The organism is Amycolatopsis sp. NPDC004625, from assembly GCF_040609695.1.
Taxonomy (GTDB): domain Bacteria; phylum Actinomycetota; class Actinomycetes; order Mycobacteriales; family Pseudonocardiaceae; genus Amycolatopsis.
Genome location: NZ_JBEXKX010000070.1, coordinates 1 through 17,170, shown reverse-complemented (window position 1 = coordinate 17,170; position 17,170 = coordinate 1). Strand labels below are relative to the sequence as shown.

The following is a 17,170-nucleotide window of genomic DNA, read 5'->3' as shown; positions in this document are numbered from 1 at the left end:
GGGAGACAGCCGGAGCGACTACCCTCGACAGGGCCGGCTGTGTCCGGCGCGCCACCATCGACCCAGCTGGAGCGTGCACACCCGTGTTCGACACCCTCTCCGATCGGCTCACCGCCGCCCTGCAGACGCTCACGCGCAAGGGCAGGCTGTCCGACGCCGACATCGACGCCACCGCGCGCGAGATCCGCATCGCGCTGCTGGAGGCCGACGTCGCCCTCGGCGTGGTCAAGACCTTCATCGCGAAGATCAAGGAGCGGGCGAAGGGTGCCGAGGTCTCCCAGGCGCTCAACCCCGCGCAGCAGGTCGTCAAGATCGTCAACGAGGAGCTCGTCGGGATCCTCGGCGGCGAGACGCGGCGGCTCAACCTGGCCAAGACCCCGCCGACCGTGATCATGCTCGCCGGTCTGCAAGGTGCCGGTAAGACGACGCTCGCCGGCAAGCTCGCGCTGTGGCTGAAGAAGCAGGGCCACACGCCGATGCTGGTCGCCTGCGACCTCCAGCGCCCGAACGCCGTCACGCAGCTGCAGGTCGTCGGCGAGCGCGCCGGCGTCGTCACCTTCGCGCCCGAGCCCGGCAACGGCGTCGGCGACCCGGTCGACGTCGCCCGCCGCGCCATCGCCGAGGCGAAGCACGCGCAGCACGACGTCGTCGTGGTCGACACCGCGGGCCGCCTCGGTGTCGACGAAGAGCTGATGAAGCAGGCCGCCGACATCCGCGACGCGGTCGAGCCGGACGAGGTCCTGTTCGTCGTCGACGCGATGATCGGCCAGGACGCCGTGACCACGGCCCAGGCGTTCCAGGACGGCGTCGGCTTCTCCGGTGTCGTGCTCACCAAGCTCGACGGTGACGCCCGCGGTGGTGCCGCGCTGAGCGTCCGCGAGGTCACCGGCCAGCCGATCCTCTTCGCCTCCAACGGCGAGAAGCTCGAGGACTTCGACACCTTCCACCCGGACCGGATGGCGTCGCGGATCCTCGGCATGGGCGACGTGCTCACCCTGATCGAGCAGGCCGAGCAGGCCTTCGACCAGAAGCAGGCCGAGAAGGCCGCCGAGAAGCTCTCCAGCGGCCAGCTCACCCTCGAGGACTTCCTCGAGCAGATGCTCGCGGTCCGCAAGATGGGCCCGATCGGCAACCTGCTCGGCATGCTCCCCGGCGCCGGCCAGATGAAGGACCAGCTGGCCCAGGTCGACGACAAGCACCTGGACAAGCTGCAGGCGATCATCCGCGGCATGACCCCGGCCGAGCGCGAAGACCCGAAGATGATCAACGGGTCGCGGCGGCTGCGCATCGCCAACGGCTCCGGTGTCACCGTCCGCGAGGTCAACGACCTGGTCAACCGGTTCTTCGAGGCCCGCAAGATGATGGCCCAGATGGCCGGCCGGTTCGGCTTCGGCGGCGGGGGCGGCTCGAAGTCGCGCAAGGGCAAGAAGGGCAAGAAGGGCCGCGGTCCCACACCTCCCAGGGTGCGCGGCGGCTTCCCCGGCGGCATGCCGATGCTGCCCCCGGGCGGGCAGATGCCGGGCGGGATGCCCGACCTGTCGCAGCTGGGCGGCATGAACGACGTCCCGGGCTTCGACCCGACGAAGTTCAAGCTCCCGAAGAACCCCAAGGACAATTGAGCCGCGCGCTGCACGCCGCCGGGGTGGTCCTGCCCGGCGGCGAGCCGGGGGAACTGTGGATCACCGGCGGCCGGATCTCGTTCGAGCCGGTGCCGGACGCCGAAACGCTGGGCCGTGACGTCTTCCTCGTACCCGGCCTGGTCGACGCGCACTGCCACCCCGGCATCGGTGTCGGCGGTCCCGTGTCGCTGGAGGAGGCCACCGAGCAGGCGATCACCGACCGGAACGCCGGGACGCTGCTCATCCGCGACTGCGGCCTGCCGATCGACGTCCGGCCGCTGCAGCGGCGCGCCGACCTGCCGACGATCATCCGCGCCGGGCAGCACCTCGCCCTGGCCAAGCGGTACATCCCCGGCCTCGGCATCGAGCTGGACGACCCGTCGCAGCTGCCGGACGCCGTCGCCGGGCAGGCCCGCGACGGCGACGGCTGGGTCAAGCTGGTGGGGGACTGGATCGACCGCGGCGTCGGCGACCTCGCGCCGCTGTGGCCGGACGACGTCCTGGCCGAAGCCGTCAAGGTCGCGCACGAGAACGGCGCCCGCGTCACCGCGCACGTCTTCGGCGAAGCGGCGCTGCCCGGCCTGATCGCGTCCGGCATCGACTGCCTGGAACACGGCACGGGCTTGAGCGCCGACCAGCTGGCCGAGCTGGCGAGACAGGACGTCGCCCTGGTCCCGACGCTGATCAACATCGAGAACTTCCCCGGCATCGCGGACAAGGCGGGCAAGTACCCGGCGTACGCCGCGCACATGCGCGCGTTGCACGCCGGCGTCGGCGCGATGGTCGCTTCGGCCATCGAAGCTGGCGTACGCGTCTTCGCGGGCAGCGACGCGGGCGGCATGGTCGAGCACGGCCGGCTCGTCGACGAGATCGAAGCGCTCCACGGCGCCGGCATGACGCGCGAGGAGGCCCTCGCGAGCGCGTCCTGGGCCGCCCGCGACTGGCTCGGCCACCCCGGCATCGCCGAGGGCGCGCCCGCCGACCTGCTCGTCTACCCGGCCGATCCGCGCGAGGACCTGGGTGTCCTCCGGCATCCGTCGCACATCGTGCTCGGCGGGGTCGTCTACGCGTAGACCCCGCTTTTTTCCTTGCGGGGTCGGCACTTTAGCGTGGAGGCGTGACGGACGACGACGGCGCACGGCGCGTGCTGGGGGCGCACTGGTGTTTCGTGGCGTTCTTCGCGGGCATCGCCGGCTACTACCTGACCAACCTGATCATCGCCGCCGCGGTCAACCGCAACGTCGGCGAGTTCGACCCCCTCGAGCTGCGCGACATCGGCCCGCTGCTGCTCCTGGCGTTCGTGCCCAACCTGCTGCTCGGCCTCGGCCCGGCGACGGCGTCGTGGCTCTGGGGCGACGGGCTGCGCGCGGACTTCGGGCTCAAACCGACCTGGCGCGACGTCCGGATCGGCCTTGCGTGCGGAGTGCTCGCGCTGGTCGTCGGCTACCTGCTCAACCTCATGCTGATCGCGGTCTACGGCGCCGACGACGTCTCCGACAGCCCGCTGACCGACCTCGCCGACACCTTCGACGGCGACACGGTGTGGCTGGTGCTCGCCGCGGTGATCGTCATCGCCGGCGCCCCGATCACCGAGGAACTGCTGGTCCGCGGCACGTTGTGGAACGCGCTGTCGTTCCACCGGGTCCCGCCGTGGGTGGTGCTCGTGCTCACCTCGCTGGTGTTCGCCCAGCTGCACGGCGAACCGACGCGGACCATCGCGCTGTTCGGCCAGGGCCTCGCGATCGGGCTGGCCCGGCACCTGTCCGGCCGGGTCAGCGCGGGCGTGATCGCCCACGCCGCCAACAACCTGCCGCCGGCCGTGCTGCTGTTCGTCGCGCACTAGCCGTTGCGAAGTTCGATGGACAGTAGTTGGACGGATACTGTGAGATCACATCCCGGCCGCTAGGCTCGACGCAGGAGCCGAGCGACGCGGAGGGCAAGGCGTGACCACTTCCCAGCCCCGGGACCCGGCTGCCGGCCCGACGCCGTTCCCCGAGCCCGAGGAACCCGCCTTCCTGCCGGCCCCGCCGCGGCACCGGTGGGGTTTCGGCGCCTTCCTGCTCGTCGAAGCGGTACTGCTGGCGTCGGCGGCCTTCGTGTCCGCCCTGGTCGGCGACACCGGTCCCGGTCCGCTGCCGATGCGCGTCGTGCTGCTCGGCACGATGCTGCCGACGATGATCGCGGCGGGCGTGGCGGTGCTGATCACCTTCGTGCGCGGCAACGGGCCCGTCGCCGACCTGCGGCTCGAGTGGCGCTGGGCCGACGTGAAGACGGGGGTCCGGTACGGCTGCGTCGGCCTCGTCTTCACCACCGTCGCCGCCTACCTCTGGACGCACCTGGTCGGCGACGCCAACGCGACGTCGGCGATCAGCGCGCTGGTCGAGGACCGCCGGATGTCGATCTCCGCCGCGGTCGTGATGTTCGTCTACCTCTGGCTGCTCGGCCCGATCTGCGAGGAGATCATCTACCGCGGCCTGCTCTGGGGCGCGGCCGAGCAGCTGCAGTGGCGCAGCGAGCGCTGGGGGCGCGTCGCGGCGTTCCTGCTGTCCACGGCGGTCTTCGCGGCCAGCCACCTCGAACCGCTGCGGACGACGTTGCTGCTGGTCATCGCCGTGCCGATCGGCCTCGTGCGGCTCGTCACCGGGCGGCTGCCGGGCAGCATCGTCGCGCACCAGGTCAACAACTTCCTCCCGGCGCTGACCATCCTGCTCGGGGCGCTCGGGGTGGCGTCTTTCTGAGCCTCTTTCGGGGGCCGCGGGTGCCGTCTGGCAGAATGGGTCACTGCCTGCTTCCGCCGGACCCTCTCACCGTGCGAAAGCTCCTGACCTCAGGGTGCCCGCGTCCGTGTCCCCACTCGGCCCGCGTGCGCCCAGCCCAGTACCAGAGAGACTCGAGGAGAACCCACACCCGTGGCCGTCAAGATCAAGCTGCAGCGCCTCGGCAAGATCCGTGCGCCGTACTACCGCATCATCGTCGCCGACGCGCGCACCCGCCGGGACGGCAAGGCCATCGAGACGATCGGCAAGTACCACCCGAAGGAAGAGCCGAGCCTGATCGAGGTCGTCTCCGAGCGCGCCCAGTACTGGCTGGGTGTCGGCGCGCAGCCGACCGAGCCGGTCCAGCGCCTGCTGGAGATCACCGGTGACTGGCAGAAGTTCAAGGGCCTGCCGGGCGCCGAGGGCACCCTGAAGGTGGCCGAGCCGAAGCCGTCCAAGCAGGACCTGTTCAACGCGGCGCTGGCCGCGGCCGGCGAGGAGCCCTCCACCGAGGCCACCACGCCGAAGAAGAAGTCGGCCCCCAAGAAGGCCGAGGCCGAGAAGGCCGAAGCCACCGAGGGTGAGAAGGCCGAGTGAGCTTTCTGGCTGACTCCCTCGAGCACCTGGTGCGCGGGATCGTCGACAACCCGGACGAGGTCCGGGTCGAGCTGCTGACCACGCGCCGTGGCCGCACGCTCGAGGTGCACGTGCACCCCGACGACCTCGGCAAGGTGATCGGCCGGGGTGGTCGCACGGCGACCGCCCTGCGCACCGTCATGGGTGGCATCGGTGGCCGCGGCGTCCGCGTGGACGTCGTCGACACCGACCGCTGAGCCTCATCGAAACGGTCAGGATGGACGTCGTAGTAGGCCGCATCGCGAAGGCGCACGGCATCCGCGGGGAACTCGCGGTGGACGTGCGCACGGACTCGCCGGAAGAGCGGTTCAAGATCGGTGCGGCCGTCACGACGAAGCTGCGTGACGGCAGCAAGAGGGAACTCACCATCGCAGCCGCCCGCGAACACAGCGGGCGGCTGCTGGTGCGTTTCGAGGAGGTGCTGACCCGCGACGTCGCCGAGACGCTGCGGGGCGCGCTGCTGGTGGCCGACACGGCCACCCTGCCGCCCACGTCGGACCCGGACGAGTTCTACGACCACGAGCTGGCCGGCCTGCGGGCCGAGCTGGCCGACGGCACGGTCGTCGGCAAGGTCGTCGAAGTCGTCCACTCGCCCGCGGGCGAGCTGCTGGAACTCGACGTCGAGGGCCGCGAGGTGCTGGTGCCGTTCGTGCACGCGATCGTCCCCACGGTGGACGTCGCCGGCGGCCGGGTCGTGCTCGACCCGCCGGAAGGGCTCCTGGACGCCTGAGATGCGGATCGACGTCGTCACGATCTTCCCCGAATACCTCGACCCGCTGCGCGCCGCGCTGCTGGGCCGGGCGATCGACCGCGGCCTGATCGAGGTCGGCGTGCACGACCTGCGCGACTGGACGCACGACGTGCACCGCGCGGTCGACGACGCGCCGTACGGCGGCGGGCCCGGCATGGTCATGAAACCGCAGATCTGGGGCCCGGCGCTGGACGACGTCTGCCGTCCCGGGACGCGGCTGGTCGTGCCGACGCCGGCCGGGCGGCCGTTCACACAGGAGCTGGCGCACGAGTACGCGGCGGAGAAGCACCTGGTCTTCGCGTGCGGCCGGTACGAGGGCATCGACCAGCGGGTCGTCGACGACGCGGCCCGGCGGATGCCGGTCGACGAGGTGTCGATCGGCGACTACGTCCTGGTCGGCGGCGAAGCGGCGGTGCTGGTCATCGTCGAGGCCGTCGTCCGGCTGCTGCCCGGGGTGCTCGGCAACGCGCGTTCGGCCGCCGAAGACTCGTTCTCCGACGGCCTGCTCGAAGGGCCCAGCTACACGCGCCCGGAGGTGTGGCGGGAGCTCGCCGTGCCGGACGTGCTGCGGTCGGGCAACCACGCGCTGATCGACCGCTGGCGGCGTGACCAGGCCCTCGAGCGCACCGCCCGTCGCCGCCCCGATCTCCTGGCGGCGCTGCCGGAAGGTAGTCTCGACAAGCACGACCGCGGGGTCCTGGAGGGCTTGGACCCCGAGCAGGCCGAGGGCCGGTTCGCCCGGCCCGATCCCGGTCTGTAATACTTGACAGGTTGGCGTGAGTGGACCTCCTCGTCCACGAGCCCGCCATCAGCCCCCCGGGTCGCCCGCAGCGGCACCGTTGCGCGCCCGGGATCTGTACGCAAGCCATACCGAAGACGAGGACGGACCACCGATGAACACCCTGGACGCGCTGGACAAGCAGTCGCTGCGTTCCGACATCCCGGACTTCCGCCCGGGCGACACGCTCAAGGTGAGTGTCCGCGTCATCGAGGGCAACCGCGAGCGCAACCAGGTCTTCCAGGGCGTGGTCATCCGCCGTCAGGGCGGTGGCATCCGGGAGACCTTCACCGTGCGCAAGGTTTCGTTCGGCGTCGGCGTCGAGCGCACCTTCCCGGTGCACTCGCCGAACCTCGCCGAGATCGAGGTCCACAAGCGCGGTGACGTGCGGCGCGCGAAGCTGTACTACCTGCGCGACCTCCGCGGCAAGAAGGCCAAGATCAAGGAGCGCCGCGAGAACCGCGAGACGGCCTCGGCTAACTGAGTCACCACCCGGTTACCGGTAGCCTGACGACGTGGCCGAACCCGTGTCCCAGAACGCTCCCGAGGATGACCCCGACCGCTCCGAAGAGGACAAGCCCCGGCTGTCCCGATCCGAGGAGCGCGGGGGATCCCGTCGGCGGCGAGCCAAGCCCGCCAAGAAACGGTCGTTCTGGAAGGAACTGCCGATCCTGCTCGTGATCGCCCTGGTGCTCACGATCCTGATCCAGACATTCCTCGCGAAGGTCTTCATGATCCCTTCGGGCTCCATGGAGGCCACCCTGCACGGGTGTCCCGGGTGCACCGGCGACCGGATCCTCGTCGACCGGGTCACCTACGACTTCACCGAGCCCGCCCCGGGCGACGTGGTCGTGTTCAAGGGCCCGCCCGCGTGGATCAACAACGAGATCGCGCCGCAGGAGTCGAGCAACATCATCGTGCAGGGCCTGCGCGGTCTCGGCTCGCTGGTCGGGTTCGCCCCGCCGGACGAGCGCGACTTCGTCAAGCGGGTGATCGCGGTCGGCGGGCAGACCGTCCAGTGCTGCGACCCGCAGGGCCGCATGATCGTGGACGGCAAGGCGCTCGACGAGCCGTACATCTACTGGGACAACCCGGCGAACCAGGAGCAGAAGACCTTCGATCCGGTGAAGGTCCCCGCGGGGATGCTCTGGGTGCAGGGCGACAACCGCAACAACTCCGACGACTCCCGGTTCCAGGGCGGCGGCGGCGTGAACGGCGCGGTCCCGGTGGACAACGTCATCGGCAAGGCGCGGATCATCGTCCTGCCGCCGAGCCGGTGGGGCGGGATCTCCGACCACAACCCGCAGGAGTCGGCGCAGCCGGTGGCGCTGGGCGCGCCGGCCTGGCAGAGCGGGCTTCCGCTGGGCGCCGGGATCGCGGCGGCGTGGCCGGCGCTGTTCCTCGGACGCAAGCTCAAGTCCGGACTGCGCCGGGCGGCCGGGCGGAAACCCTAGCCCCTTGCCGGCAGACGGGTGATCCAGCCTTGACACTTCCCGTTCCCCTGACGGCGGCCGAGCCGATCCGGCCACCGCGAGCCGTGGTGCGCGGCGACCTCTTCTGGGGTCTGCAGGGCGCCCTGGATCGCCGTGGCCTCGGCCCGGTCGCCGGCGTGGACGAAGCCGGCGCCGGGGCGTGCGCGGGGCCGCTGGTGGTCGCGGCCTGCGTGCTCAAACAGGGCGACGCGGCGAAGCTGACCGAGCTCACGGACTCGAAGCTGATGACGGCCAAGGCGCGCGACCGGGTCTACGACCTGGTCCTCGCCCGCGCCGTCGACTATTCGGTGATCGTCGTCCCGACCGAAGAAGTGGACCTCTACGGCATCCGGGTGATGAACCTGGAGGCCATGCGCCGGGCGGCGGCCGCGCTGCGCGTGCAGCCGGGGTACATCCTCACCGACGGGTTCCGCGTCCCGGGCCTCACGGCCCCGAACGCGGCGGTCATCAAGGGCGACCGCTCGGTGGCCTGCATCGCGGCCGCGTCGGTGCTGGCGAAGGTGACGCGAGACCGCATCATGGCGGGCTACCACGAGGAACTCCCGCACTACGGCTTCGACGTGCACAAGGGCTACAGCACGTCCGACCACCTGGCGGCGCTGCGCGAGCACGGCCCGAGCGACGTCCACCGCTGGTCCTACACGAACGTGGCGACGGTGGCGATCAAGCGCGGCCTGCGCCCGGCGCGGCCGGTCCTGCTCACGTATGCGGCGTTGGAGAAAGCCGTCGAGACCCCGGGCGCGGCGAGCCTGTCCGCGGTGCTCGACGAGGCATTGGAACCGCAACTCAGCCTGCCGCTGCATGCCCCGGCCCCGGGCGTGGGTCACAATGAACGCTCTGCCGGCGGAGCACCAGCACGATCCCGAGGAGGGGCGCGGATTTCATGAGCGCAGAGGATCTCGAGAAGTACGAGACCGAGATGGAGCTCTCGCTGTACCGCGAGTACCGCGACATAGTCGGCCAGTTTTCGTACGTGGTGGAGACCGAGCGACGGTTCTACCTGGCCAACGCGGTGGACGTCCAGGTCCGCGACGGCGGCGGCGAGGTGTACTTCGAGGTCCGCATGTCGGACGCCTGGGTCTGGGACATGTACCGCCCGGCCCGCTTCGTCAAGCACGTCCGGGTCATCACGTTCAAGGACGTCAACGTGGAGGAACTGGACAAGCCGGACCTCCGCCTCCCCGAGGACGGCCCCTTCTCGGGCTGACGTTCGACCCCACCGCGCCGGCTCGACCGAGCCGGCGCGGTGTTTTTTCGCGGGCGCGTCGCCCGTAGCACACCCCACCGACAATCCGGGCGCCCCAACGGCGATCCGTGGGTGAGTTGTCCCCAGCACCCCGGTTGTCCACAGGTCCGCGATTCCGCTCTGGCCCGGCCGCCTCGCCCCCTGCCATCGTCGAAGGCACACGCACTGTGATCGCCAGGACCGCCCTGGTGACGTGCACCGACGAGGGGGCGAAGAGATGACGGGCACCGACGAGCTCGCAAGACACCGCCGCGACCTGGGTGCCTGGGGCGAGGATGTCGCCCTCCGCTACCTCCAGGACCGCGGCCTGGTCCTGCTGGCCCGCAACTGGCGCTGCCGGGAGGGCGAACTGGACCTCGTGTTCACCGACCGGACCCGCGTGATCGTCTGCGAGGTGAAAACCCGCTCGGGCACCGAATTCGGCCTCCCGACCGAAACGGTCACGGAGGAGAAGGCCGGCCGCGTCCGCCGAGCGGCCCAACGCTGGCTACGCGAGTTCCGCATCGGCTGGTGCCCGGTCCGCTACGACGTGGTCACGATCCTGGCGGAACCGGGCACCCAGCCCCGCCTCCAGCACATCGAGGCGGCGTTCTGATGCCCATCGCCAAAGCGTGGTCAGCGGGCCTGCTCGGCATCAACGGCCGGGTCATCGAGATCGAAGCCGACCTCGGCGGCGGGCTGAGCCGGATCACCCTCGTCGGCCTTCCCGACGCCGGGTTGCGCGAGGCGAAGGACCGCGTCCGGTCCGCCGTCCGCAATTCCGGGCAGCCGTGGCCCGACGGCAAGGTCACGCTCGGCCTGTCCCCGGCCAACCTGCCCAAGATGGGGTCCGCCTTCGACCTGGGGATCGCGGCGGCGGTGCTCGCGGCCTCCGGTGCGGTGCCGGCAACGCGGCTGCTCGGCACCGTGCTGCTCGGCGAACTGGCGTTGGACGGCCGGATCCGGGCGGTCCGCGGCATTCTTCCGGGCCTGCTGGCCGCCAGGGCGGCGGGATACGGGCGAGCCGTCGTGCCGACGGACTCCCTCGTCGAGGCAGCCCTCGTGGACGGCATCGAGATCGCGGGCGCGCCGCACTTGCGGGACTTCGTGGCATGGCTGAAGCGCGAAGGCGAGCTGGCACGTCCGGAGCCACCCACCCCGGCGGCTCCGCCGGAGGTGCCGGACCTGGCGGACGTCGTCGGTCAGCCGGAGGCCCGCTGGGCCTTGGAGGTCGCGGCGGCCGGCGGGCACCACCTCCTGCTCACCGGCCCGCCCGGGGTGGGCAAGACGATGCTCGCGAAGCGTCTTCCCGGCCTCCTCCCGCAGCTGACGCAGGACGAGTCCCTGGAGGTCACCGCGGTGCACTCGGTCGACGGTTCGCTGTCGAAGTCCTCCCCGCTGGTCACCGTCCCGCCGTTCGTGGCTCCGCACTATTCGATCTCGGTTCCGGCCCTGATCGGCGGCGGCAGCGGAATCGCGTCCCCGGGCGCGATCAGCCGGGCACACCGCGGCGTCCTGTTCCTCGACGAGGTTTGCGAGTTCGGGGGGCAGTGCCTCGAATCGCTCCGGACCGTCCTCGAAGAAGGCGAGGTGCGCATCGCCCGGGTCAAGGGATCGATCACCTACCCGGCCCGGTTCCAGCTGGTCCTGGCCACCAACCCGTGTGCGTGTGCGCCGCCGAAAGACACCGACTGCGTGTGTTCGCCGAGTGCCCGCCGCCGCTACCTCGCCAAGCTTTCCGGACCGCTGCTGGACCGCGTCGACCTGAGGGTCCGGTTGCGGCCGCTGAGCGCCATCAGCGCCCACGACGCCGGCACGGCGGAGCCGTCCGACGCTGTCCGCCAGCGGGTGCTGGCCGCTCGCGAGCGCGCGGCGCAACGGTGGAGCGAGCACGGTTGGCTGTCCAACTCGGAAGTGCCCGGCCCGGCCCTGCGTCGTCAGTTCGCCCTCCCCACCGACGCAACGGCCGTGCTCGACCGAGCCATGGACAGAGGCGCCTTGAGCGGCCGCGGCGCCGACCGCTGCCTGCGCATCGCCTGGACCCTGGCAGACCTGGACGCCGAACCGCGCCCAGGCGCCGAACAGGTCGGCGCGGCCCTGGCCTTCCGCGAGCGGGTGGCGGCATGAGCACCGCCATGTCGCGGCAAGCAACTGCATCGGGTGCGGTGGTCGGCCGGCCGCGGGTCGACAAGGGTTGGTTTGGCGTGGGCTTGTCGCGGTTGTTAGTCGGCCGGGTGTCGGCCGATAAGGGTTGGTTTCGCGCGGAGTTGTTGCGGGTGTTCGTCCGCCGGGTGTCGGCCGACAAGGGCTGGCTTGGCCTTCCGGTCGTGCGTGCGTCGCTGCGCCAGGCACGCGAGCGGCTGGCATCGGGCCGGGCCGGTCTCTTTGCCGCGGGCCGACTGGTGGAGACCGGGGTGGCGCTGGCCTTCTGCGAGCGGGTGGTGGCATGAGCGCCGACGAGCTGCGGCGAGCGCGTGCCTACCTGCTGCGGGTGGCCGAACCGCCGGCGTCTGCTCTTGTCGCCTTTGTTGCCGCGCATGGGCCGGTAGCGGCCGCCGCGCGGGTTCGGCTTGGTGATTGTCCGCCTGATGTGCTGAAGGTGACCGAGGCGCGGCGGGACTATGACCTTGTCGCCCAGGACTTTGCTCGGGCCGCCGAGGTAGGTGCTCGCCTTGTCGTGCCCGAAGACGATGAGTGGCCGGCGTGGCCTTTGCTTGCTCTCGACCTCGCCGCCCGGCGTGGGGTGGCCGAAGCCGTGCCGCCCTTGGCTCTCTGGGTGTCCGGGGATGTTGCGCTCGGCGACGCCGCTGATCGGGCCGTGGCCGTTGTCGGTGCCCGTGCCGCTACCGAATACGGCGAACACCACGCCGCCGAGTTCGCCTACGGGCTGGCGACCCGGGGTGTGCCCGTCTTCTCGGGCGCCGCCTACGGCATCGACGGGGCTGCGCACCGAGGTGCGCTCGCCGCGTCCGGTGTCACCGTTGCCGTGCTGGGTTGCGCCGTGGATGCCGGGTATCCGGCTGGGCACATCGCACTGCTGAAACGGATCGTCGGGTCCGGCGGCGCGGTCGTCAGCGAGTACCCGCCCGGTACTCCGCCGGCTCGGCACCGGTTTCTCGTCCGGAACCGGCTCATCGCCGCCCTCACCGAGGGCACCTTGGTCGTCGAGGCCGGGCGGCGCAGCGGTGCCCGCAACACCGCCAGCACCGCCGGTGCGCTCGGCAAGGTGGTGATGGCGCTCCCGGGGCCGGTGTCCTCGGGGATGTCCGCCGGCTGTCACGACCTGATCCGGGATGCCCGGGCGACGCTGGTCTCGACCGTCGACGAGGTTCTCGAGACCGTCGGCCGCTTCGGTGCCGTGGAAGACGTCACCGCGAGCCGGCCGAAACGGCGTACCGATCGGCTGGGGCCCGAGGCGTTGCGCACCTTCGAGGCACTGGCTGTGCGCGCCGACCGGTCGGACTTCGAGATCGCGGCCGAATCGGGCCTGCCGCTGCGGCGGGTGCGAGCGCTGCTGCCGGAGCTGGAAATAGACGGATTCGCCGTCCGCGGGGAAGCGGGCTGGCGACGACGGAAGGAAAGCGCGTGACCACCACGGAATCCGGGCGAAAACGCCGGCGGTGTTCGGCCGGTCCGGTGCGGACGCGTGGCGATCCTTGACCGGAGGCGGATGTTCGCGCAGCGTGACATCCATGCCGTCATCACACTCCGGACGGGCCCGCCGCCCCGATCTGCGCGCGCTTCGGGCCGCGCTGCCCGAACCCGTGCGGGCCGTCCTCGCCGGCTACGAACGGCACCTCGGGCTCGAACGGGGCCTGTCGGCGCACACCGTGCGGGCGTATGTCGGCGATGCCGTGGCGCTGCTGGGGTTCGTCGTGGACGGCGGAGGCGAGCCGGCGGATCTCGACCTCGGGCGGCTGCGGGCGTGGCTCGCCGCCCAGCAGGCCGGTGGGGCGAGCCGGACGACGCTCGCCCGGCGGGCGGCCTCGGCGCGGACGTTCACCGCCTGGGCGCACCGCACCGGCGTCCTGGCGACGGACCCCGGTGGCCGACTCGCCGCTCCGCGGGCGCACCGCACCCTGCCCGGGGTGCTGCGGGCCGGGCAGGCGGGGGAGGTGATGCAGGCGTCGGCGGCCGGGGCGGCGCAACGCGATCCGGTCGCCCTGCGTGATCGCGCGATCGTCGAGCTGCTCTACGCCACCGGCATCCGCGTGTCCGAGTTGTGCGGGCTGGACGTCGGCGGGGCTGACTTCTCCCGGCGTGTCGTGACGGTGCTGGGCAAGGGCGGCAAGGAACGGGTCGTCCCGTTCGGCGTCCCGGCGGCCGAGGCGCTGGGCGACTGGATCGAGGAGGGGCGGCCGAAGATCGTCGCCGAAACGGGTGGTGAGAGCGCCGAGCCCGCGCTTTTCCTCGGGGTGCGGGGGAAACGCGTCGACCCGCGGGCGGTGCGGCGCGTGGTGCACGACGCCGTCAGCGCCGTGCCCGGAGCCGTCGACATGGGCCCGCACGGCCTGCGGCATTCGGCCGCGACGCATCTGCTCGAAGGGGGTGCCGATCTCAGGAGCGTTCAGGAACTGCTTGGTCACGCTACGCTTGCCACGACGCAGCTCTACACTCATGTGACCGTCGACCGGTTGAAAGCGATCCATGACCGAGCGCACCCCAGGGCCTGAGGCGGTCCGGGGGAGGCTCGCCGGGGTCGTCAGCAGCAGGCCCGGCGGCGCACGCGCATCCGCACGAGCACGGAGACAACACTGAGCCGCATGCCGAGAACGACTGTGCAATGAGCGCAGGCCCGCACGTGACCGAAGCCGCCGGAGTGACCACTCACGGTGAGGCCGGCGTGCCCGCGGAAACCCGGGCCGGCTACGACGTCGACGCCGGGATCGCGGCGCTGTGGCAGCAGTTCGCCGACAGCCCCGACCAGGCGTCGCGCGATCGGCTCGTGCTGCACTACGCCCCGCTGGTCAAGTACGTCGCCGGCCGGGTCGGCACCGGCCTGCCGACCCACATCGACGTCGGTGACCTGGTGCAGTCCGGCATCTTCGGGCTCGTCGACGCGATCGAGAAGTTCGACCCCGAACGCGGCCTGCGGTTCGAGACCTACGCCATGCAGCGCATCCGCGGCGCGATCCTCGACGACCTCCGTTCACAGGACTGGGTGCCGCGCGCGGTCCGCAGCAAGGCCAAGGAGGCCGAGCGCGCGATGGAGCGCCTCGGCGCCCGCCTGCACCGCACCCCGACCGACGCCGAACTCGCCGCCGAACTCGGCATCGGCCTCGACGACCTGCGCGACTTCTACGGCCAGCTGCAGCTCACCAGCGTCGTGGCGCTGGAGGACCTGGTGGCCGCGGGCAAGGACAGCGGCTCGCTGGTCGACACGCTGCCCGACGACGACGCCGTCGACCCGGTCGCGGTGCTCGTCGACCAGGACAACCGCCGCCAGCTGGCCCAGGCGATCGCGCAGCTCACCGAGCGGGACAAGATCGTGGTCAGCCTCTACTACTTCGAGAGCCTGACCCTCGCCGAGATCGGCAAGGTCCTCGGCGTCACGGAATCGCGGGTGAGCCAGCTGCACACGCGGGCGGTCATGCGGCTGCGCGCCAAGCTGGTCGAGCAGACCGGCGCCTGATCAACCACCTCCCCACGGCTTGAGCCGGTATTCGCCGGCCTCGCCGGTCAGTGCGAGCGGATCGATGTACTCCTCGCCCCGGCGCACGCCCCAGTGCAGGCACGCCGCAGTGGGGCAGCCGGGGTGCCCGGCGACGACGGTGCCGAGGACCTGCCCGCGGTAGACCTGTTCACCCACGGCGACCTTCGGCGCGACGGGCTCGTAGGTGGTCCGCAGGCCGCCGTCGTGGTCGATGGACAGCACGGGCCGCCCGCCCACCATTCCGGCGAAAACGACGACACCCGCGTCGGCCGCCAGCACGTCCTGCCCGGGTGCGGCCGCCAGATCTACTCCGCGATGGCCGGCGCCGAAGGGCGTTTCGGGGGCGTCGAAGTATTTCGTGACCACCGGAACGGGTGACAACGGCCAGGAGAGCCGCGCTTGGCGGCGGACCGGGGAACTGCCCAAGCCCGGCTCATCGCCGATCGAGGACGGCCGGACCGCATCGAGCCACGGCACGGGTGCCGACGGTTCGGCGAACGGGGTGTCCGGCGGCGGTGCCGGGTCGCCGGCCCCAGGCGCGGCGGTCAAGCCGGAGAGCCGGGTGAACGGCGGTGCCGGGTCGTCGGCCCCAGGCGCAGCAGTCATGCCGGAGAGTCGGGCGGCCGACGGTGCCGGGTCGTCAGCCCCAGGCGCGGCGGTCAACCCGGAGCTTCGGGTGTCCGGCGGTGCCGGGCCGCCCGGCCATCCCGTTCCACTCGTCCAGGCAGCAGCTGTCCCCAGCGTCGCCGGCGTCGGCAGCTCACTTCCGAACGCCGGTGCCCGCACCTCCGCACCACCCCCTCCGAACCCACCTCCGAAACTTCCGAACACGCCCGTGAACAGGGCAAACACCGCTACCAGCCACCGTCGGGACCGCATGATCGACTCCATGGCTCCAGCGTGCGGTACCCGGGCGCCGCGTGGGGGCCTGCTGCCGAATCTGTGGATAACCGGACCCGATGTGGACAACTGCTCCGGTGAGCGGCCGCCGGTGGGGAGTGGGGTGGTGGCAGGGGGTAGAATCTTCTGCGCGGTCCGCGTGAGCGGGCTGACTTCGCGTGCACGTGCGCGTTCCCCGGTTTTTCGAACTCTGTCAGCCGGCGAGTCGCACGGTGTCCGGCGGTCCCCGGGGTCCTCCCCGGGGTCCGGGCGCCGGCACGGGCACCAGGGCGAACGGCCACCCGGCCGGGAGCGACAAAACCGAGCAGCGCGCCGACACACTCGGCGCGCACGACACAGAAGAGGTGTGATTCCGGCAATGGCCGTCGTCACCATGAAGCAGCTGCTCGACAGCGGTGTGCACTTCGGGCACCAGACCCGCCGGTGGAACCCGAAGATGAAGCGCTACATCTTCACCGAGCGCAACGGCATCTACATCATCGACCTGCAGCAGACGCTGACCTACATCGACCGTGCGTACGAATTCATCAAGGAAACCGTCGCGCACGGCGGCACCATCATGTTCGTCGGCACCAAGAAGCAGGCTCAGGAAGCCATCGCGGCCGAAGCCTCGCGCGTGGGCATGCCCTACGTCAACCAGCGCTGGCTCGGCGGCATGCTGACCAACTTCCAGACCGTGCACAAGCGCCTCCTGCGCCTGAAGGAGCTCGAGTCGCGGGAGCAGACCGGTGGCTTCGAGGGTCTCACCAAGCGCGAGATCCTGACGCTGACCCGCGAGAAGGACAAGCTCGAGAAGACCCTCGGCGGTATCCGCGACATGGCCAAGGTGCCGAGCATCGTGTGGATCGTCGACACGAAGAAGGAGCACATCGCCGTCGGCGAGGCTCGGAAGCTGAACATCCCGGTCGTCGCGATCCTGGACACCAACTGCGACCCGGACGAGGTCGACTACCCGATCCCGGGCAACGACGACGCGATCCGCTCCGCCGCGCTGCTGACCAAGGTCGTCGCCGAGGCTGCGGCCGCCGGTCTGATGGCCCGCTCCAGCCGCAACGGTGCGTCCGCCGACACGAAGCCGGAGCCGGGCGTCGCCGCCGACGAGCCGCTGGCCGAGTGGGAGAAGGAGCTGCTCGCCGGCTCCGAGACCGCCGCCGCCGACGCGACCGAAGCCGCTGCGGCCGTCGAGGCGGCCCCGGCCGAGGCCGCTCCCGAGCAGGCGACCGCCTCCTCCTGACGCTCCACCGTCCGTGGGGGGGGGGGGCCCGGCCCGGCCGCCCGCCGCGCGGCCGCCCCCCCAAAAAAACAAAACTAACAAGTTAAAGAAAATAAGGAAAAAAAAAAAAAGAAAACTAATACGAA

The 17,170-nt window shown here is 71.2% G+C and carries 20 protein-coding genes; 19 read left to right on the top strand and 1 reads right to left on the bottom strand.

What is annotated here, in order from left to right; translation table 11 throughout:
- Positions 1–83: 83 nt before the first annotated feature.
- The 18 genes from ffh (at position 84) to ABZW17_RS42455 (ending at position 14,890) form a co-directional block, all read left to right on the top strand.
- Entirely contained in the window at positions 84–1,619 is a 1,536-nt protein-coding gene (ffh, locus tag ABZW17_RS42540; RefSeq protein ID WP_354827336.1) for a signal recognition particle protein, read from the top strand.
- Positions 1,616–2,692, top strand: coding sequence for an amidohydrolase family protein (locus ABZW17_RS42535; protein WP_354827334.1), 1,077 nt, complete (start codon positions 1,616–1,618; stop codon positions 2,690–2,692). Before ffh ends, ABZW17_RS42535 begins: the two co-directional genes overlap by 4 nt.
- A 44-nt stretch (positions 2,693–2,736) precedes the next feature.
- Complete coding sequence (locus ABZW17_RS42530; protein ID WP_103350107.1) at positions 2,737–3,462, top strand: type II CAAX endopeptidase family protein; 726 nt, start codon at positions 2,737–2,739, stop codon at positions 3,460–3,462.
- Positions 3,463–3,562: 100 nt separating this feature from the next.
- Positions 3,563–4,357 carry a type II CAAX endopeptidase family protein gene (locus ABZW17_RS42525; RefSeq protein WP_354827332.1) on the top strand — a complete coding sequence of 265 codons (795 nt, stop codon included), beginning with the start codon at positions 3,563–3,565 and terminating at the stop codon, positions 4,355–4,357.
- A 171-nt stretch (positions 4,358–4,528) separates the two neighbouring features.
- Positions 4,529–4,972: a 30S ribosomal protein S16 gene (gene rpsP / locus ABZW17_RS42520; protein WP_155545316.1), complete on the top strand. Its 444-nt coding sequence runs from the start codon at positions 4,529–4,531 to the stop codon at positions 4,970–4,972.
- Positions 4,969–5,208 (top strand): RNA-binding protein, encoded by a 240-nt coding sequence (locus ABZW17_RS42515; protein ID WP_003103110.1) that lies wholly within the window; start codon positions 4,969–4,971, stop codon positions 5,206–5,208. The genes rpsP and ABZW17_RS42515 overlap by 4 nt, the downstream gene beginning before the upstream one ends.
- Before the next feature lie 20 nt (positions 5,209–5,228).
- Positions 5,229–5,741: a ribosome maturation factor RimM gene (gene rimM / locus ABZW17_RS42510; protein ID WP_354827330.1), complete on the top strand. Its 513-nt coding sequence runs from the start codon at positions 5,229–5,231 to the stop codon at positions 5,739–5,741.
- A gap of 1 nt (position 5,742) precedes the next feature.
- Positions 5,743–6,522, top strand: a complete 780-nt coding sequence (gene trmD / locus ABZW17_RS42505) for a tRNA (guanosine(37)-N1)-methyltransferase TrmD (RefSeq protein ID WP_354827327.1) — start codon at positions 5,743–5,745, stop codon at positions 6,520–6,522.
- 133 nt (positions 6,523–6,655) lie between these two features.
- Complete coding sequence (gene rplS / locus ABZW17_RS42500; protein ID WP_091306793.1) at positions 6,656–7,024, top strand: 50S ribosomal protein L19; 369 nt, start codon at positions 6,656–6,658, stop codon at positions 7,022–7,024.
- 31 nt (positions 7,025–7,055) lie between these two features.
- Positions 7,056–7,994, top strand: coding sequence for a signal peptidase I (gene lepB / locus ABZW17_RS42495; RefSeq protein WP_354827324.1), 939 nt, complete (start codon positions 7,056–7,058; stop codon positions 7,992–7,994).
- 83 nt (positions 7,995–8,077) lie between these two features.
- The gene (locus ABZW17_RS42490; RefSeq protein WP_354827380.1) at positions 8,078–8,920 is read left to right on the top strand and encodes a ribonuclease HII; all 843 of its coding nucleotides are present in this window, start codon (positions 8,078–8,080) and stop codon (positions 8,918–8,920) included.
- Positions 8,917–9,240 carry a DUF2469 domain-containing protein gene (locus tag ABZW17_RS42485; protein ID WP_003096226.1) on the top strand — a complete coding sequence of 108 codons (324 nt, stop codon included), beginning with the start codon at positions 8,917–8,919 and terminating at the stop codon, positions 9,238–9,240. The genes ABZW17_RS42490 and ABZW17_RS42485 overlap by 4 nt, the downstream gene beginning before the upstream one ends.
- Before the next feature lie 256 nt (positions 9,241–9,496).
- The gene (locus ABZW17_RS42480) at positions 9,497–9,874 is read left to right on the top strand and encodes a YraN family protein (RefSeq protein WP_354827322.1); all 378 of its coding nucleotides are present in this window, start codon (positions 9,497–9,499) and stop codon (positions 9,872–9,874) included.
- Complete coding sequence (locus tag ABZW17_RS42475; protein WP_354827320.1) at positions 9,874–11,385, top strand: YifB family Mg chelatase-like AAA ATPase; 1,512 nt, start codon at positions 9,874–9,876, stop codon at positions 11,383–11,385. Before ABZW17_RS42480 ends, ABZW17_RS42475 begins: the two co-directional genes overlap by 1 nt.
- Complete coding sequence (locus ABZW17_RS42470) at positions 11,382–11,708, top strand: hypothetical protein (RefSeq protein ID WP_354827317.1); 327 nt, start codon at positions 11,382–11,384, stop codon at positions 11,706–11,708. The genes ABZW17_RS42475 and ABZW17_RS42470 overlap by 4 nt, the downstream gene beginning before the upstream one ends.
- Positions 11,705–12,847, top strand: a complete 1,143-nt coding sequence (gene dprA, locus ABZW17_RS42465; protein WP_354827315.1) for a DNA-processing protein DprA — start codon at positions 11,705–11,707, stop codon at positions 12,845–12,847. The genes ABZW17_RS42470 and dprA overlap by 4 nt, the downstream gene beginning before the upstream one ends.
- A 103-nt stretch (positions 12,848–12,950) precedes the next feature.
- Complete coding sequence (locus tag ABZW17_RS42460) at positions 12,951–13,931, top strand: tyrosine recombinase XerC (protein ID WP_354827312.1); 981 nt, start codon at positions 12,951–12,953, stop codon at positions 13,929–13,931.
- Positions 13,932–14,041: 110 nt separating this feature from the next.
- The gene (locus tag ABZW17_RS42455; RefSeq protein WP_354827310.1) at positions 14,042–14,890 is read left to right on the top strand and encodes a FliA/WhiG family RNA polymerase sigma factor; all 849 of its coding nucleotides are present in this window, start codon (positions 14,042–14,044) and stop codon (positions 14,888–14,890) included.
- Here ABZW17_RS42455 and ABZW17_RS42450 read toward each other — a convergent pair whose 3' ends face one another.
- Positions 14,891–15,517, bottom strand: coding sequence for a M23 family metallopeptidase (locus tag ABZW17_RS42450; RefSeq protein WP_354827307.1), 627 nt, complete (start codon positions 15,515–15,517; stop codon positions 14,891–14,893).
- Positions 15,518–16,169: 652 nt separating this feature from the next.
- On the opposite strand from ABZW17_RS42450, the gene rpsB reads away from it, so the two are divergent.
- Positions 16,170–17,045: a 30S ribosomal protein S2 gene (gene rpsB, locus ABZW17_RS42445; protein WP_354827305.1), complete on the top strand. Its 876-nt coding sequence runs from the start codon at positions 16,170–16,172 to the stop codon at positions 17,043–17,045.
- Positions 17,046–17,170: the final 125 nt, after the last annotated feature.